Origin of the sequence: Pseudomonas lijiangensis (assembly GCF_018968705.1) — a bacterium.
Taxonomy (GTDB): domain Bacteria; phylum Pseudomonadota; class Gammaproteobacteria; order Pseudomonadales; family Pseudomonadaceae; genus Aquipseudomonas; species Aquipseudomonas lijiangensis.
On the sequence record NZ_CP076668.1, the window covers coordinates 5,103,348 to 5,116,572 of the forward strand.

Consider the following 13,225-nt stretch of genomic DNA (forward strand, 5'->3'; position numbering starts at 1 on the left):
GAAACGATGACCGGCGTATCAAGAGCCGGCTCCCAGGGTAAGAATCGATATCAGAAATAAACCATGCGAAATGACCGAGACGATGGATACCCATAACCCGGCCTTTTTCAAATAGCGCGCATTGATCAATTTCCCGAAAATAGCCAAAGCGCCCCCAAGCCATCCGACTTGGGAAAACGCAAACATCACTACAAGAAAAGTCACTAAGTTCCAGCCACCGCCGCTGCCATGGACCCAGAGCAAATAGCAAAAAGCAGACAGCGGAATACTGCAGCACCCTATAAACAGAGAAGCCGCATACTCGGATTTATATTTGATGGCGATAAAGGTTAAAAGCAGCAATCCCAGATAGATATATACATCCAGACCTGCGAACAAAACCTTGAACTCATCCATTAGCCTCTCGCTCCCTGCATTACAGCCACCGACCTTTAGTTGAAGCCCTGGAAAAACGACTGACGCCGCTCTCCGTCATCCTCGAAAAGCGGCGCTACTTTGTTCAGGGGGCACCACGCAGGCACTAGGCCAGCAAATGTATCCATGACGATACATTCCTGCAAGCCAAGTTTTTTGTTCAAGAAACAGGCAAGTAGACCATTTTTCAGGCATAAACCTCACCGGACGCCAGAAGACCGGCAGGTCAGACTGTATTAACCTGCCGCTGTAGATGACTCGCACGGCACACCCGATCAGGAAGTCCTCCCCACAATGAAACTCCACCACCTGCTCCTCGCCATCCTGGTTACTGCCCTCTGGGGCCTTAACTTCTCGGTCATCAAGCTGGGCCTGACCTCAGTTGATCCGTTCATCCTCGCAGGTCTGCGCTTCACGCTCTGTGCGCTGCCAGCGATCTTTTTCATTCCCAAGCCTGATGTCGCGTGGCGCTACATCATTAGCTACGGGCTGATATTCGGTATAGGCCTGTGGGGTGTCGTCAATCTGGGGATCAAGTCCGGGTTGTCGGCGGGGATTGCTTCGCTGGTTTTGCAGTTCAGCGCGTTCTTCACGATGCTGCTGGGAGCCTGGGTCTTCAAGGAGACAATCTCTCGTTACCAGTTGGCCGGGATTGGCGTTGCGCTGTGCGGACTGTTGAGCATCATTTTCATTTCGGACGGTTCGGTCACTGCGACCGGGTTGGTGCTGGTGTTATTCGGCGCAGCGGCCTGGAGTGTCACGAACATCATCAACAAAAAGGCCAGGACCAAGCAGGTGCTTGCCTTTCTGGTCTGGTCCAGCGCCTTTTCGCCGATTCCGCTTTTCGTTCTGGACTACATCGTCAATGGCACCAGCGGTTACTCTGCGCTGATACACCAGATCGACCATCGCGCCGTTCTGTCGATCCTGTTTCAGGTTTACCCCAACACCCTGTTCGGGTACTGGGTCTGGAACTCGTTGCTCAAGCAATATCCGGTTTCTACTGTTGCACCATTGTCACTGTTGGTCCCTATCTTCGGAATTCTGGGTTCGGTGGTGATTTTCGATGAAAGCCTGACGCCGATGAAAATCGTTGCCGTGGGCCTTATCGTATCGGGCCTGGCCGTCGGTCTTTACGGACAACGCATCAGCAATGCCTTGTTCGCTCGCCGCAGTCGTCCTCTGGTCTGATCGATGATTCATGAACAACGTGCAGCTTCATCGGTCGAAACGATCGTCCTCAATCATTCCGAGGTTCCCGCATGAGCACTACTCCTTATACGCCTCCAAAGGTCTGGCAACCTGCTTCGTCCGGTGGCGCCTTCGCCAATATCAACCGCCCGGTTGCCGGCCCTACCCATGACAAGGAACTGCCGGTCGGCAAGCATCCGTTGCAGCTCTATTCGCTGGCCACGCCCAACGGGGTGAAGGTCACTATTCTGCTGGAAGAGCTACTGGCCCTTGGGCACAGCGGTGCCGAATATGACGCCTGGCTGATCAAGATTTCGGAAGGCGATCAGTTCTCCAGCGGTTTTGTCGGGGTCAATCCCAACTCCAAGATCCCTGCGCTGCTGGATCGCAGCCAGGAGAAGCCTGTGCGGGTGTTCGAGTCCGGCTCGATCCTGCTTTACCTGGCAGAGAAGTTTTCCAGCTTCCTGCCCACCGATCACGCGGGCCGGACTGAAACCCTGAACTGGCTGTTCTGGCAGATGGGTGCAGCGCCGTATCTGGGTGGCGGGTTCGGGCATTTCTATGCCTACGCACCGGAAAAGATCGAGTACGCCATCAACCGCTTCGCCATGGAAGCCAAGCGCCAACTGGATGTGCTGGACCGCCGCCTCGGGGAAAGCCGCTATCTGGCCGGTGACACTTACACCATCGCCGACATCGCCGTGTGGCCATGGTACGGCGCGCTGGTGCAGAACAGTGTTTATTCCGCTGCGGAGTTCCTGTCGGTGCATGAATACCCGAACCTGCTTCGCTGGACCGAAGAAATCGCCGCACGCCCTGCCGTCATCCGCGGCAAGAAGGTCAATCGCACATGGGGCGATGAAGCGGATCAGGTTCCAGAGCGGCATCAGGCGTCTGATCTGGAGAAGTGACACGAGCCCAAAGGCTCACTCCAGAGTAATGCCGATCAATTAAAGTCATGAATCACTTTGTGGGAGGCAGCTTGCTGGCGACTTCGGCGTACAGACGCAGAATATCTGTCGTTTTTTAGGCCTTTTTCGCCAGCAAGCTGCCTCCCACCAGTTTTGCTTGTACCTCAACTGATCAGCATTATTCCTCCAGAGTGTCCAGCTCATCAGACAAGGCCGCTTCGATCTGAGCAATACTCGGCAGGCTTTGCGTCAATGTTTCAGGCAAGTCTCGCAGTAGCTGGTATTCCGCGACGCCCATGGGTTTGCCGAAGCCGGATAAGGCGTAATCCGCTACCAGACGGTTGTGCTGTCGGCACAGTAACAAGCCGATGGTGGGCTTATCATCGTCAGCCTTGATCTGTGCATCGACAGCTGCCAGATAAAAGCTCAGTTGCCCGGCGTGCTCAGGCTTGAATGAAGTGGCCTTAAGTTCTACCACCACATAGCACTTGAGCCGTGTGTGGTAGAACAGCAAGTCAATGAAGAACTCGTCACCCCCCACTTCCAGCCGGAACTGGCGCCCTACAAATGCGAAACCGGCCCCCAACTCCATCAGGAAACGGGTGATGTGCTGAATCAGCCCATTCTCGATCTCTCGCTCCCGGGCATCATTGCCCAGCCCAAGAAAATCGAACAGATACGGATCCTTCAACACCTGCCGGGCAAGAGCGGAATCATCGGATGACAAGTGCATATCGAAGTTGGAGACAGCCCCACCCTGGCGCAGGTGCAAGCTACTTTTGATATTGGCTTCCAGAGTGCTGCGTGACCAGCCATGCTGCACGGCTTGCGCCGCGTACCATTCTCGATCTGCGGTGTTATTCAGCTTGGTCAGCAGGGTGACGATGTGGAACCAGGGTAATTGGTCAGCAGCCTGCTGACCAAATTGAATGCCGGGGCAATGCTGCGCAAAAAAGCGCATGTATTTAAGGTTGCTGGCAGACCAACCATGCATATCAGGGAAAGCTTCTTTCAAATCATCAGCCAGTTGCTGGATAACTTTTGCCCCCCACCCCTGAGTCTGTTGCCGCTGCCTGATATCCATGCCAATCCGATGATAAAGCATCACCAACTCACTATTGACCGCCAGAGCCGCACGCTGCCGCGCCCGCTTGATGTCCCCCTTGAGCGACGCCAACCAATCGCTATACCCCTCAGGCTGAACAGACGTCGTACTATTACCCACAAATCACCTCTTCTATCGCTCAAATACAAGAGGCAGCGCATGATAATCACCCGTGACGCCAGGCTGTATGCAGGATGCTTCTGAATCGCGTGTCTCCTGCGTAGCAAGCTGAAATTCTTTTACCCAGTAGTTCGGAGCCTGCAATGCCCCAAGACAAAGACCCTCTCGCCCAGACTGCGTTATCCCAGCATGGCCGTAGCGCCAGCAGTGGGCCGGGCATTGCGGTGAATCCGCCGGTGGTGCGCATGAGCACGGTGTTGTTCGACAGCCTGCAAAGCCTGCGCGAAGCGGAGGCGCGGACTGCCGGGCCGGATCGCTCTCTGACATATGCGGCCAACGGCAACCCGACGGCCTTTGCATTGCAGGACCTGGTTTCCGAGCTGGAAGGCGCCCACGGCACTTGCCTGTATTCCACGGGGCTGGCGGCAGCGGCGCAGATGTTTCAGGCCTTTGTGCGTCCTGGTCAGCATGTGCTGATCACCGAGGCGGTATACGGCCCGGTTCGTCGTCTGGTCAGGACATGGATGACGGCCTTCGATATCGAGTTCGATTATTACGCCGCCGACGGCAGTAACGTGGAGTCATTGATCAAACCCAATACACGCATGATCTACGCGGAAGTCCCCGGTTCGCTGACGTTCGACATGTGTGACCTGCGCGCCCTGTCGCGGCTCTGCAAAGAGCGTGATCTGTTGCTGGCTGTGGATAACTCCTGGGGTTCGGGGGTGCTGTTCAAGCCGCTTGAACTGGGCGCGGACATTTCGTTGATGGCCCTGACCAAATACATCGCCGGGCATTCGGACGTGATGATGGGCAGCATCAGCACCACCGAAGAGCACTGGAAAACCCTCAAGACCATGAACACCGCCGTGGGCAATACCGTGAGCCCGGACGATGCCTATCTGGTATTGCGCGGCGCCCGAAGCCTTGCGGCACGCATGAAGATGCACGCGCACAATGCCCTGCAGGTCGCTCAATGGCTGCATGGCCACGAGCAGGTCGGTCGTGTCCTGCATCTGGCACTGCCGAGCGATCCGGGACATGCCCTCTGGAAGCGGGATTTCCATGGCTGCAACGGTTTGCTGAGCTTCGAGTTCAAGACCGCCGACCGTCAGGTACTGGACCGTTTTACCGGAGCCTTGAAGCTGTTTGGTGTCGGTTATTCATGGGGTGGCTTTGAAAGCCTGGTGTCGGAGGTGGATCACTATGGTGCCCGGGAGCAGGGTCTACCAATGTTGCGCCTGCAAATCGGTCTGGAAAACCCGGATGATCTGATCGAAGACCTGAAGGCCGGATTTGCCGCCGCTCTGAACTGACTGTCAGCCACTCTGCCCTTCAAGCGTTTGCCCCGCGGCCCCGGCTCTGCTAGTGTCGCGGCGGTTTAATCTTCACCGGGAATGCCGCCATGGCCCGCAAGAAAGCTGCACTGGATTTCGAACAATCCCTCACCGATCTGCAAACGCTGGTTGAGCGTCTGGAGAACGGTGAGCTGTCGTTGGAAGACTCATTGACCGCTTTCGAGCAAGGCGTGCGCCTCACACGTGACTGCCAGAATGCCTTGGCCCAGGCCGAGCAGAAGGTGCAGGTATTGCTGGAGCGCGACGGCGAACTGGCCGAAGAGCCCTTCGAAGCGGATCAACCCGAATGATCGCGAGCTATCAGGCCCAAAGCCAGGCTCGCGTCAACGCGGCACTTGATGGTCTGTTTGAGGCGCCGAGCCCGGAGCTGACCCGACTTTATGCCGCCATGCGCTATAGCGTGATGAACGGCGGCAAGCGGGTGCGCCCGCTGCTGGCTTATGCAGCCTGCGAAGCGCTGGGCGGTGTTGCCGAGGATGCCAATGGCGCGGCCTGTGCCGTCGAGCTGATCCATGCCTATTCACTGGTGCATGACGATCTGCCGGCCATGGACGATGACGACCTGCGTCGCGGCCAGCCCACTACCCACAAAGCCTTTGATGAAGCCTGTGCGATCCTCGCGGGCGACGGCCTGCAAAGCCTGGCTTTTACCGCTCTGCTCGATCCGCGCCTGAGTTCACGTGACGCCGAAACCCGCTTGCAGATGGTCAGCACCCTGGCCCTGGCCGCTGGTCCGGCAGGCATGGTGGGCGGGCAAGCCATTGATCTGGGTTCGGTCGGCCTGAAACTCGATCAGGCGGCACTGGCCTTCATGCACCGGCACAAGACCGGCGCACTGATCGAAGCCAGCGTCAGGCTCGGCGCACTGGCCAGTGGTCATGCCGATCAGGCCCGACTCGATGCCTTGCAGGTCTATGCCCAAGCCATTGGTCTGGCCTTCCAGGTGCAGGACGACATTCTTGACGTAGAAAGCGATACCGCGACCCTGGGCAAACGCCAGGGCGCCGACATTGCCCGCGACAAACCGACCTACCCCGCGCTGCTTGGCCTTGAACCTGCCAAACTCTATGCGCTGGAGCTTCGCGACCAGGCGCTGAACGCGCTGCAACCTTTCGACGCCGCCGCAGAGCCTTTGCGGGAGCTGGCGCGTTACATCGTCGAACGCCGCAACTGATACAGACAACCGAACGTCAGACCTGATGAATCAAACGCGCCAAATCAGGTCTGATTTTTCATACCCGCGTATCTGCAGGATGCACTTCATGGGCAGCTTGCGATGCATAAGGTAAACTGCCGCCTCTTTTACTTATAACGATTCGCCTGATGCCCACGACGTTCAAAGAGATTCCCCGCGAGCGCCCGGTTACGCCGTTGCTTGACCGTGCAGATACACCGGCCGGCCTGCGCCGCCTGGGTGAAGCCGAGCTGGAAACCCTGGCCGATGAACTGCGCCTGGAGTTGCTCTATTCCGTTGGCCAGACCGGCGGGCACTTCGGTGCAGGCCTTGGCGTCATCGAACTGACCATCGCCCTGCATTACGTGTTCGATACCCCGGATGACCGCCTGGTCTGGGATGTCGGTCATCAGGCCTATCCGCACAAGATCCTTACCGGCCGCCGTCAGCGCATGACCACGCTGCGCCAGAAGGACGGCATTGCCGCGTTCCCGCGTCGCAGCGAAAGCGAGTACGACACCTTTGGCGTCGGGCACTCCAGCACTTCCATCAGTGCCGCGCTGGGCATGGCGATCGCCGCCCGTCTGCAAGGCAGCGACCGCAAGTCCATCGCGGTGATCGGCGACGGCGCCCTGACCGCAGGCATGGCTTTCGAGGCGCTGAACCACGCGCCGGAAGTCGCCGCGGACATGCTGGTGATCCTCAACGACAACGACATGTCGATTTCACGCAATGTCGGCGGTCTGTCGAACTATCTGGCCAAGATCCTTTCCAGCCGTACCTACACCAGCATGCGCGAAGGCAGCAAGAAAGTGCTTTCCCGTCTGCCGGGCGCCTGGGAAATTGCCCGCCGCACCGAAGAGTACGCCAAGGGCATGCTGGTCCCCGGCACGCTGTTTGAAGAGCTGGGCTGGAACTACATCGGTCCTATCGATGGGCACGACCTGCCAACCCTGATCGCCACCTTGCGTAACATGCGTGACCTCAAGGGTCCGCAGTTCCTGCATGTCGTGACCAAGAAAGGCAAAGGCTTCGCGCCAGCCGAAGTCGATCCTATCGGCTATCACGCCATCACCAAGCTCGACCCGCTGAATGCTCCCGCCGCGCCGAAAAAAGCCAGCGGGCCGAAGTATTCGGGCGTGTTCGGTCAGTGGATCTGTGACATGGCCAAGGCTGATTCACGGCTGGTGGGGATTACTCCGGCCATGAAGGAAGGCTCCGATCTGGTGGAGTTCAGCGAGCGCTTCCCGAGTCGCTACTTCGACGTGGCGATTGCCGAGCAGCACGCGGTCACCCTCGCCGCCGGCATGGCCTGTGAAGGCAGCAAGCCAGTGGTCGCGATCTACTCCACGTTCCTGCAGCGCGGTTATGACCAACTGGTGCATGACGTGGCGGTGCAGAACCTCGATGTGCTGTTTGCCATCGACCGCGCCGGCCTCGTGGGCGAAGACGGTCCGACTCACGCGGGCAGCTTCGATCTGTCTTATCTGCGCTGCATTCCCGGCATGCTGGTAATGACGCCGAGCGACGAAAACGAGCTGCGCCAGATGCTCAACACCGGTTACCTGTACGTCGGCCCGGCCGCTGTGCGCTACCCGCGCGGCACCGGCCCGAATGCAGTGATCGACAATGGCCTGCAACCCATCGAAATCGGCAAGGGCGTTGTTCGTCGTCCAGGCAAGCGCGTTGCCATGCTGGTGTTCGGCGTGCAACTGGCCGATGCACTGGAAGTCGCGGAAAAGATTGATGCCACGGTTATCGACATGCGCTTCGTCAAGCCACTGGACGAAGCCCTGATCCGTGAAACGGCAGCCAGTCATGATCTGCTGGTCACCATCGAAGAAAACGCCATCATGGGTGGCGCGGGCGCGGCGGTCAGCGAGTTCCTGGCGCGGGAGAACATCCTCAAGTCGGTGCTGCATCTCGGCTTGCCGGACATCTATGTCGAACACGCCAAGCCGGCACAGATGCTGGCCGAGTGTGGGCTGAATGCCGAAGGTATCGAAGCGGCAATCAATGCACGGTTGGCGTTGATCGGCTAATTTGTGGGAGGCAGCTTGCTGGCGACAACGTCACGTCGCCAGCAAGCTGCCTCCCACAGATGTGTGCCTGGGTTTTATCCCAATTGCGGCGGGATGCGATACAGGTAGAACAGCGCCACGGTGGAGAGTGCGAGCAGAAATACCGGCACCGGTTCAAGCCCGATGAACAAGGCTGCAGCGGCGATCCAGGCCGGAATCCCGGCAAACAGGAAGGCAATGCGGCGAGTGGCGGCCAGCTTGAGCCAGGCTGCGGTTTCTTCAGGTGTATCGAGTGCCGCCTGAGTGGCGATCAAGGCGCGCTTGAATGCGCCGAAGGGCTTGAGACTAAGGAACATAGAAGCAACACCGGCGATGAACAATGGCATCGCCAGCACATGGATCAGGACTTCGCCTGCATCCAGAAAGATGCAGACCACCAACAATGGCGCAAGACTCAGACCCAGTTGCTGCCACCAGGCCAGCGCCATCCGTCTGCGCACATTGTTGCGATTCACGCCGGATCGACCTCACTCTGGTGCTCATTGCCCATCATGTGACCCAGCTTGCCGGCCTTGGTCGCCAGGTACAGTTTGTTGTGCGGGTTATGCCCGGTGTGCAGCGGAACACGCTCGGAAACCTTGATGCCCATGTCGGTCAAGGCTTTGACCTTGCGCGGGTTGTTGGTCATCAGGCGCAGGGAACCGACATTCAGGTGTTGCAGCATCGGCAGGCAGATCGCGTAATCACGCTGATCGGCCGCAAAGCCCAGACGCTCGTTGGCTTCAACGGTATCGGCGCCGCCGTCCTGCAATTCGTAGGCGCGGATCTTGTTCATCAGGCCAATGCCACGACCTTCCTGGCGCAGATACAGCAGAACACCACGACCTTCGGTGGCAATGGCGCGTAGCGCGGCTTCCAGTTGCGAGCCGCAGTCGCACCGCTGGCTGAACAGAGCATCGCCGGTCAGGCATTCGGAATGCACTCGCCCAAGAACAGGAGCGCCATCGGCAATATCACCCAAGCTCAGAACAACGTGCTCGCGCCCGGTTTCCTGCTCGAAAAAGCCGTTCATGGTGAATTCTGCAAAAGGGGTAGGCAGCTTGGAGGCAGCAACAAATACGACGGGCACCGTGTGCTCCTGGTAGTAGAAGACTGAGAATTCGCAAGGTCCGATTGTAACAGCACGTTCCAAGGGACGCTTAGGCTGAATTCTTACCGATTAATATCAAAAAGCTAGATCAATCCCCAGGCCCAGACCAGTCCCTGCATGGAAAACCAGGCAAAAACACCGGCCAGCACATCGTCGATCATGATGCCGAAACCACCGTGAACATGCCGGTCCAGCCAGCGAATGGGCCATGGCTTGAGAATGTCAAAAAAGCGGAATACCAGAAAGCCCACCAGTAACCATGCCCAGCCTTCGGGCACCAGCCAGAGGGTAATCCACATGCCGACCATTTCGTCCCAGACGATACCTTCGTGGTCGTGCACGCCCAGATCGTCCGCCACCTTGCCGCACAACCAGAAGCCAAACAGCATGGTGACGCCCAGCATGAGCCAGTAGCCCCAGTCCGGCAGCATCTGCCACAAGGGAATAAACGGCACGGCAACGATCGAACCCCAGGTTCCGGGGGCCTTGGGCAAGGTGCCCGAGCCAAACCCGAAGGCGAGAAAATGCCAGGGGTTGGTCCAGACCGAAGGCGGTACGAACTCGGCGGAAACCTGCTCGGGGTTATCTTTCACGCTTCACTCCGAAAATGCTGATAGCCCAGCGCGGCAGGCGTGATGTCATGCCCGTCGGCATCCAGCAATGCAACGCCCTGCCCTTCGACCACTCGCCCGATCACATGCACAGGCCAGCCAGCTTCCAGCAGGCCTGGAAGGTGTTCGGGCGGCAGCGTGAAGGCCAGCCGATAATCATCGCCACCACTGAGCGCAGCCTGTTGCGCCTCGGGCAGATCAAACAACTGTAGCAAGGGCCCGGACATTGGCAGCTTGTCCCGCTCGACCAGCAAGCGCACAGCCGACGACCGGGCAATGTGCCCACAGTCCGCGAGCAGGCCATCGGAAATGTCCAGCGCGGCCGTGGCCTTGCCACGCAGCGCCTGCCCCAGCGCCAGTTGCGGCTGTGGCGACCAGTAACGTGCCAGCAGTGGCTCGGCAATCGAAGGCTCGGCACGGCGCTGATCGAGCACCAGCGGCAAGGCAGCCGCCGCATCGCCCAGTGCGCCACCGACACACAGCAGGTCACCTTCACGGGCACCGCTACGGGTCAGCGCCTGACCTGCAGGCACGGCACCGAACACCGTCAGTGTCAGGCTCAACGGCCCACGGGTGGTATCGCCGCCCACCAGGCGCAACGAGCAGCCCTGCGCCATCAGGTTCAAACCTTCGGCAAAGGCCTGCAACCAGTCGGCTTCGACCTGAGGCAAGGTAAGCGCAAGAGTGAAAGCCACTGGGCGGGCGCCCATGGCAGCCAGATCGCTGGCAGAAACCGCCAGGGCGCGCTGGCCAAGCAGAAAGGGGTCGCAGGCGTCTGGGAAATGCACCCCGGCAACCAGCGTGTCGGTGGAAATCGCCAACTGCTCGCCGGGCGGTAACGCCAGCAGCGCGCAGTCGTCGCCGATGCCAAGTGCAACGCCTTCGCCGTCCTGCGCACAGGGCGCGGCAGCGAAGTAATTGCGGATCAGCTCGAATTCACCCATGTGAAGTCCAGGCGCCAATCAGCGCTTGTGAGCCTTCACTTCAGCTTCGCGCAGACGCGGTGCCAGCTTGTCCAGCACGCCATTGACGAACTTGTGGCCGTCAGTGGAACCGTAGACTTTCGCCAGCTCGATGCCTTCGTTGATCACAACGCGGTAAGGCACGTCGATGCGCTTGAGCAGTTCGAACGTGGACAGGCGCAATACCGCCAGCTCGACCGGGTCCAGCTCTTCGACGGTCAGGTCAAGGCAAGGCTTGAGCGCGACATCGATTTCGGTCTTGTTGGTGGCAACGCCATGCAGCAATTCGCGGAAGTAAGCGCTGTCGACGTTACTGAAATCGTTGTCGACGCGAAACTGCGCTTCGATTTCGTTCAACGAATGACCTGCCATGTGCCACTGGTACAGCGCCTGGGTCGCGAGCTGACGTGCTTCGCGACGTTTGGCGCTCTTGCCTTTGGCTGCCTCGGGAGACTGGGCGTCACGCGGGTTGAACTGATCGCTATCGTCGGAAATCACTTGGCCTCCAACTGCGACAGCAGACTGACCATTTCAATGGCAGACAGTGCAGCTTCAGCGCCTTTGTTACCGGCCTTGGTGCCGGAGCGCTCGATGGCTTGCTCAATGGAGTCGACAGTCAGTACGCCGAAAGCGACGGGGATGCCTGCGTCCATGGAAACCTGAGCCAGGCCTTTGACGCATTCGCCAGCCACGTATTCAAAGTGCGGAGTACCGCCACGGATCACCGCGCCCAGGGCGACGATGGCCGAGAACTCTTTGCGTTGGGCAACTTTCTGCACAACCAGAGGAATCTCGAAAGCACCCGGCGCGCGGATGATGGTGATGTCGCTTTCGCTCACGCCATGGCGAACCAGGGCATCGACAGCGCCGCTCACCAGACTTTCCACGACGAAGCTGTTGAAACGGCCAACTACCAAGGCATAGCGGCCTTGTGGGGCGATGAAGGTACCTTCGATGGTCTTCAAGGTCATTGGGGTGAGTCTCGTATTAAAGAGCAAGCCCGCCTTGGGGCGGACTTTCAGGGATTGTAGGCCACGAATCGGAACTGCCAGGCCGGAACATGCAAAACACAAGCGTCAGCACGCAACGACCTGCCGGTATTTATTCGGAGGGCACGTATTCTACAACTTCCAGATCGAAACCGGATATCGCATTGAACTTCATTGGCGAACTCATCAGGCGCATTTTGCGCACGCCGAGGTCACGAAGGATCTGGGAACCGGCGCCAACCGTGCTGTAAGTGGTCGGTGTCTTGATGACCTGTTGCCCGGCTTTTTCCCGGATATGGGCCAGCAGAACATCGCCATCGAGCGGATGACCGAGCAACAGAACCACACCGCTGCCCGCCTCGGAAACCGCAGACATCGCGGCCCGCAGGCTCCAGCGGCCCGGCTGTTTGACCATCAACAAGTCGCGCAACGGGTCCATGTTGTGCACACGAACCAAGGTCGGTTCTTCTGCACAGATATTGCCCAGGGTCAGCGCCAGGTGGACGTCGCCTTCAACGGAATCGCGGTAGGTCACCAGGTTGAAATGACCCAGCTCGCTGTCCATTGGCTGTTCGGCAATCCGCTGAACGGTACGTTCGTGGATCATCCGATAGTGAATCAGGTCGGCAATGGTGCCGATCTTGATGTCGTGCTCCAGGGCAAAGGCTTCAAGTTCGGCGCGACGGGACATGGTGCCGTCGTCGTTCATCACTTCGCAGATCACGCCGCTCGGCTCGAAACCGGCCATGCGCGCCAGATCGCATGCGGCTTCCGTATGACCGGCACGGGACAGGGTTCCGCCTGCCTGCGCCATCAACGGGAAGATATGGCCCGGGCTGACGATGTCTTCAGCCTTGGCATCCTTTGCCGCAGCCGCCTGCACGGTGCGGGCACGGTCGGCGGCGGAAATGCCGGTGGTCACGCCTTCGGCAGCTTCGATGGACACCGTGAACTTGGTGCCGAAGCCGGAACCGTTGCGTGGCGCCATCAGCGGCAGCTTGAGGGTTTCGCAACGCTCACGGGTCATGGGCATGCAAATCAGGCCACGGGCGTACTTGGCCATGAAGTTGATGTGTTCGGCTTTGACGCATTCGGCGGCCATGATCAGGTCGCCTTCGTTCTCGCGGTCTTCATCATCCATCAGGATGACCATCTTGCCCTGGCGGATGTCTTCAACCAGTTCTTCGATCGTGTTGAGCGCCACTCGGCACCCCCTTCA

Annotated in this window: 15 protein-coding genes; 6 read left to right on the top strand and 9 right to left on the bottom strand. The window is 58.9% G+C overall.

What is annotated here, in order from left to right; all coding sequences use genetic code 11:
- Positions 1-18: 18 nt before the first annotated feature.
- Positions 19-396 carry a hypothetical protein gene (locus tag KQP88_RS21510; protein ID WP_216704125.1) on the bottom strand — a complete coding sequence of 126 codons (378 nt, stop codon included), beginning with the start codon at positions 394-396 and terminating at the stop codon, positions 19-21.
- 312 nt (positions 397-708) lie between these two features.
- On the opposite strand from KQP88_RS21510, the gene KQP88_RS21515 reads away from it, so the two are divergent.
- Together KQP88_RS21515 and yghU are read left to right on the top strand one after the other, a co-directional pair.
- Positions 709-1,605: an EamA family transporter gene (locus KQP88_RS21515; RefSeq protein WP_216704126.1), complete on the top strand. Its 897-nt coding sequence runs from the start codon at positions 709-711 to the stop codon at positions 1,603-1,605.
- A 71-nt stretch (positions 1,606-1,676) separates the two neighbouring features.
- Positions 1,677-2,516, top strand: coding sequence for a glutathione-dependent disulfide-bond oxidoreductase (yghU, locus tag KQP88_RS21520; protein WP_216704127.1), 840 nt, complete (start codon positions 1,677-1,679; stop codon positions 2,514-2,516).
- Between the two features lie 178 nt (positions 2,517-2,694).
- Here the strand turns inward: yghU and KQP88_RS21525 are convergent, their stop codons facing one another.
- Positions 2,695-3,741, bottom strand: a complete 1,047-nt coding sequence (locus KQP88_RS21525; protein ID WP_216704128.1) for a PDDEXK nuclease domain-containing protein — start codon at positions 3,739-3,741, stop codon at positions 2,695-2,697.
- A 143-nt stretch (positions 3,742-3,884) separates the two neighbouring features.
- On the opposite strand from KQP88_RS21525, the gene metC reads away from it, so the two are divergent.
- From metC to dxs, 4 genes are all read left to right on the top strand, one after another.
- Positions 3,885-5,057, top strand: coding sequence for a cystathionine beta-lyase (gene metC, locus KQP88_RS21530; protein ID WP_216704129.1), 1,173 nt, complete (start codon positions 3,885-3,887; stop codon positions 5,055-5,057).
- 89 nt (positions 5,058-5,146) lie between these two features.
- Positions 5,147-5,389, top strand: coding sequence for an exodeoxyribonuclease VII small subunit (locus KQP88_RS21535; protein WP_025262006.1), 243 nt, complete (start codon positions 5,147-5,149; stop codon positions 5,387-5,389).
- Positions 5,386-6,273, top strand: a complete 888-nt coding sequence (locus KQP88_RS21540) for a polyprenyl synthetase family protein (protein WP_216704130.1) — start codon at positions 5,386-5,388, stop codon at positions 6,271-6,273. Before KQP88_RS21535 ends, KQP88_RS21540 begins: the two co-directional genes overlap by 4 nt.
- Before the next feature lie 149 nt (positions 6,274-6,422).
- Entirely contained in the window at positions 6,423-8,315 is a 1,893-nt protein-coding gene (gene dxs / locus KQP88_RS21545) for a 1-deoxy-D-xylulose-5-phosphate synthase (RefSeq protein ID WP_216704131.1), read from the top strand.
- Positions 8,316-8,389: 74 nt separating this feature from the next.
- Here dxs and KQP88_RS21550 read toward each other — a convergent pair whose 3' ends face one another.
- The 7 genes from KQP88_RS21550 to ribBA all read right to left on the bottom strand — a co-directional run bounded on the left by KQP88_RS21550 (position 8,390) and on the right by ribBA (position 13,210).
- Complete coding sequence (locus KQP88_RS21550) at positions 8,390-8,809, bottom strand: MFS transporter (protein WP_198728201.1); 420 nt, start codon at positions 8,807-8,809, stop codon at positions 8,390-8,392.
- A complete protein-coding gene (ribA, locus tag KQP88_RS21555; RefSeq protein WP_200994463.1) occupies positions 8,806-9,423 on the bottom strand; it encodes a GTP cyclohydrolase II in 618 nt (205 codons plus the stop codon). Before ribA ends, KQP88_RS21550 begins: the two co-directional genes overlap by 4 nt.
- 104 nt (positions 9,424-9,527) lie before the next feature.
- Entirely contained in the window at positions 9,528-10,037 is a 510-nt protein-coding gene (locus KQP88_RS21560) for a phosphatidylglycerophosphatase A family protein (protein WP_025262011.1), read from the bottom strand.
- A complete protein-coding gene (thiL, locus tag KQP88_RS21565) occupies positions 10,034-10,999 on the bottom strand; it encodes a thiamine-phosphate kinase (protein WP_200986269.1) in 966 nt (321 codons plus the stop codon). The genes KQP88_RS21560 and thiL overlap by 4 nt, the downstream gene beginning before the upstream one ends.
- 18 nt (positions 11,000-11,017) lie before the next feature.
- Complete coding sequence (nusB, locus tag KQP88_RS21570; RefSeq protein ID WP_025262013.1) at positions 11,018-11,515, bottom strand: transcription antitermination factor NusB; 498 nt, start codon at positions 11,513-11,515, stop codon at positions 11,018-11,020.
- The gene (gene ribH, locus KQP88_RS21575; RefSeq protein WP_025262014.1) at positions 11,512-11,988 is read right to left on the bottom strand and encodes a 6,7-dimethyl-8-ribityllumazine synthase; all 477 of its coding nucleotides are present in this window, start codon (positions 11,986-11,988) and stop codon (positions 11,512-11,514) included. The genes nusB and ribH overlap by 4 nt, the downstream gene beginning before the upstream one ends.
- A gap of 130 nt (positions 11,989-12,118) precedes the next feature.
- A complete protein-coding gene (gene ribBA, locus KQP88_RS21580; RefSeq protein WP_200994461.1) occupies positions 12,119-13,210 on the bottom strand; it encodes a bifunctional 3,4-dihydroxy-2-butanone-4-phosphate synthase/GTP cyclohydrolase II in 1,092 nt (363 codons plus the stop codon).
- Positions 13,211-13,225 lie beyond the last annotated feature (15 nt).

Coding starts and splice junctions, on each gene's coding strand:
- metC (WP_216704129.1), top strand. CDS start 3,885: ATGCCCCAAGACAAAGACCCTCTCGCCCAGACTGCGTTATCCCAGCAT.
- KQP88_RS21535 (WP_025262006.1), top strand. CDS start 5,147: ATGGCCCGCAAGAAAGCTGCACTGGATTTCGAACAATCCCTCACCGAT.
- thiL (WP_200986269.1), bottom strand. CDS start 10,999: ATGGGTGAATTCGAGCTGATCCGCAATTACTTCGCTGCCGCGCCCTGT.
- KQP88_RS21515 (WP_216704126.1), top strand. CDS start 709: ATGAAACTCCACCACCTGCTCCTCGCCATCCTGGTTACTGCCCTCTGG.
- dxs (WP_216704131.1), top strand. CDS start 6,423: ATGCCCACGACGTTCAAAGAGATTCCCCGCGAGCGCCCGGTTACGCCG.
- KQP88_RS21540 (WP_216704130.1), top strand. CDS start 5,386: ATGATCGCGAGCTATCAGGCCCAAAGCCAGGCTCGCGTCAACGCGGCA.
- ribH (WP_025262014.1), bottom strand. CDS start 11,988: ATGACCTTGAAGACCATCGAAGGTACCTTCATCGCCCCACAAGGCCGC.
- yghU (WP_216704127.1), top strand. CDS start 1,677: ATGAGCACTACTCCTTATACGCCTCCAAAGGTCTGGCAACCTGCTTCG.
- KQP88_RS21510 (WP_216704125.1), bottom strand. CDS start 396: ATGGATGAGTTCAAGGTTTTGTTCGCAGGTCTGGATGTATATATCTAT.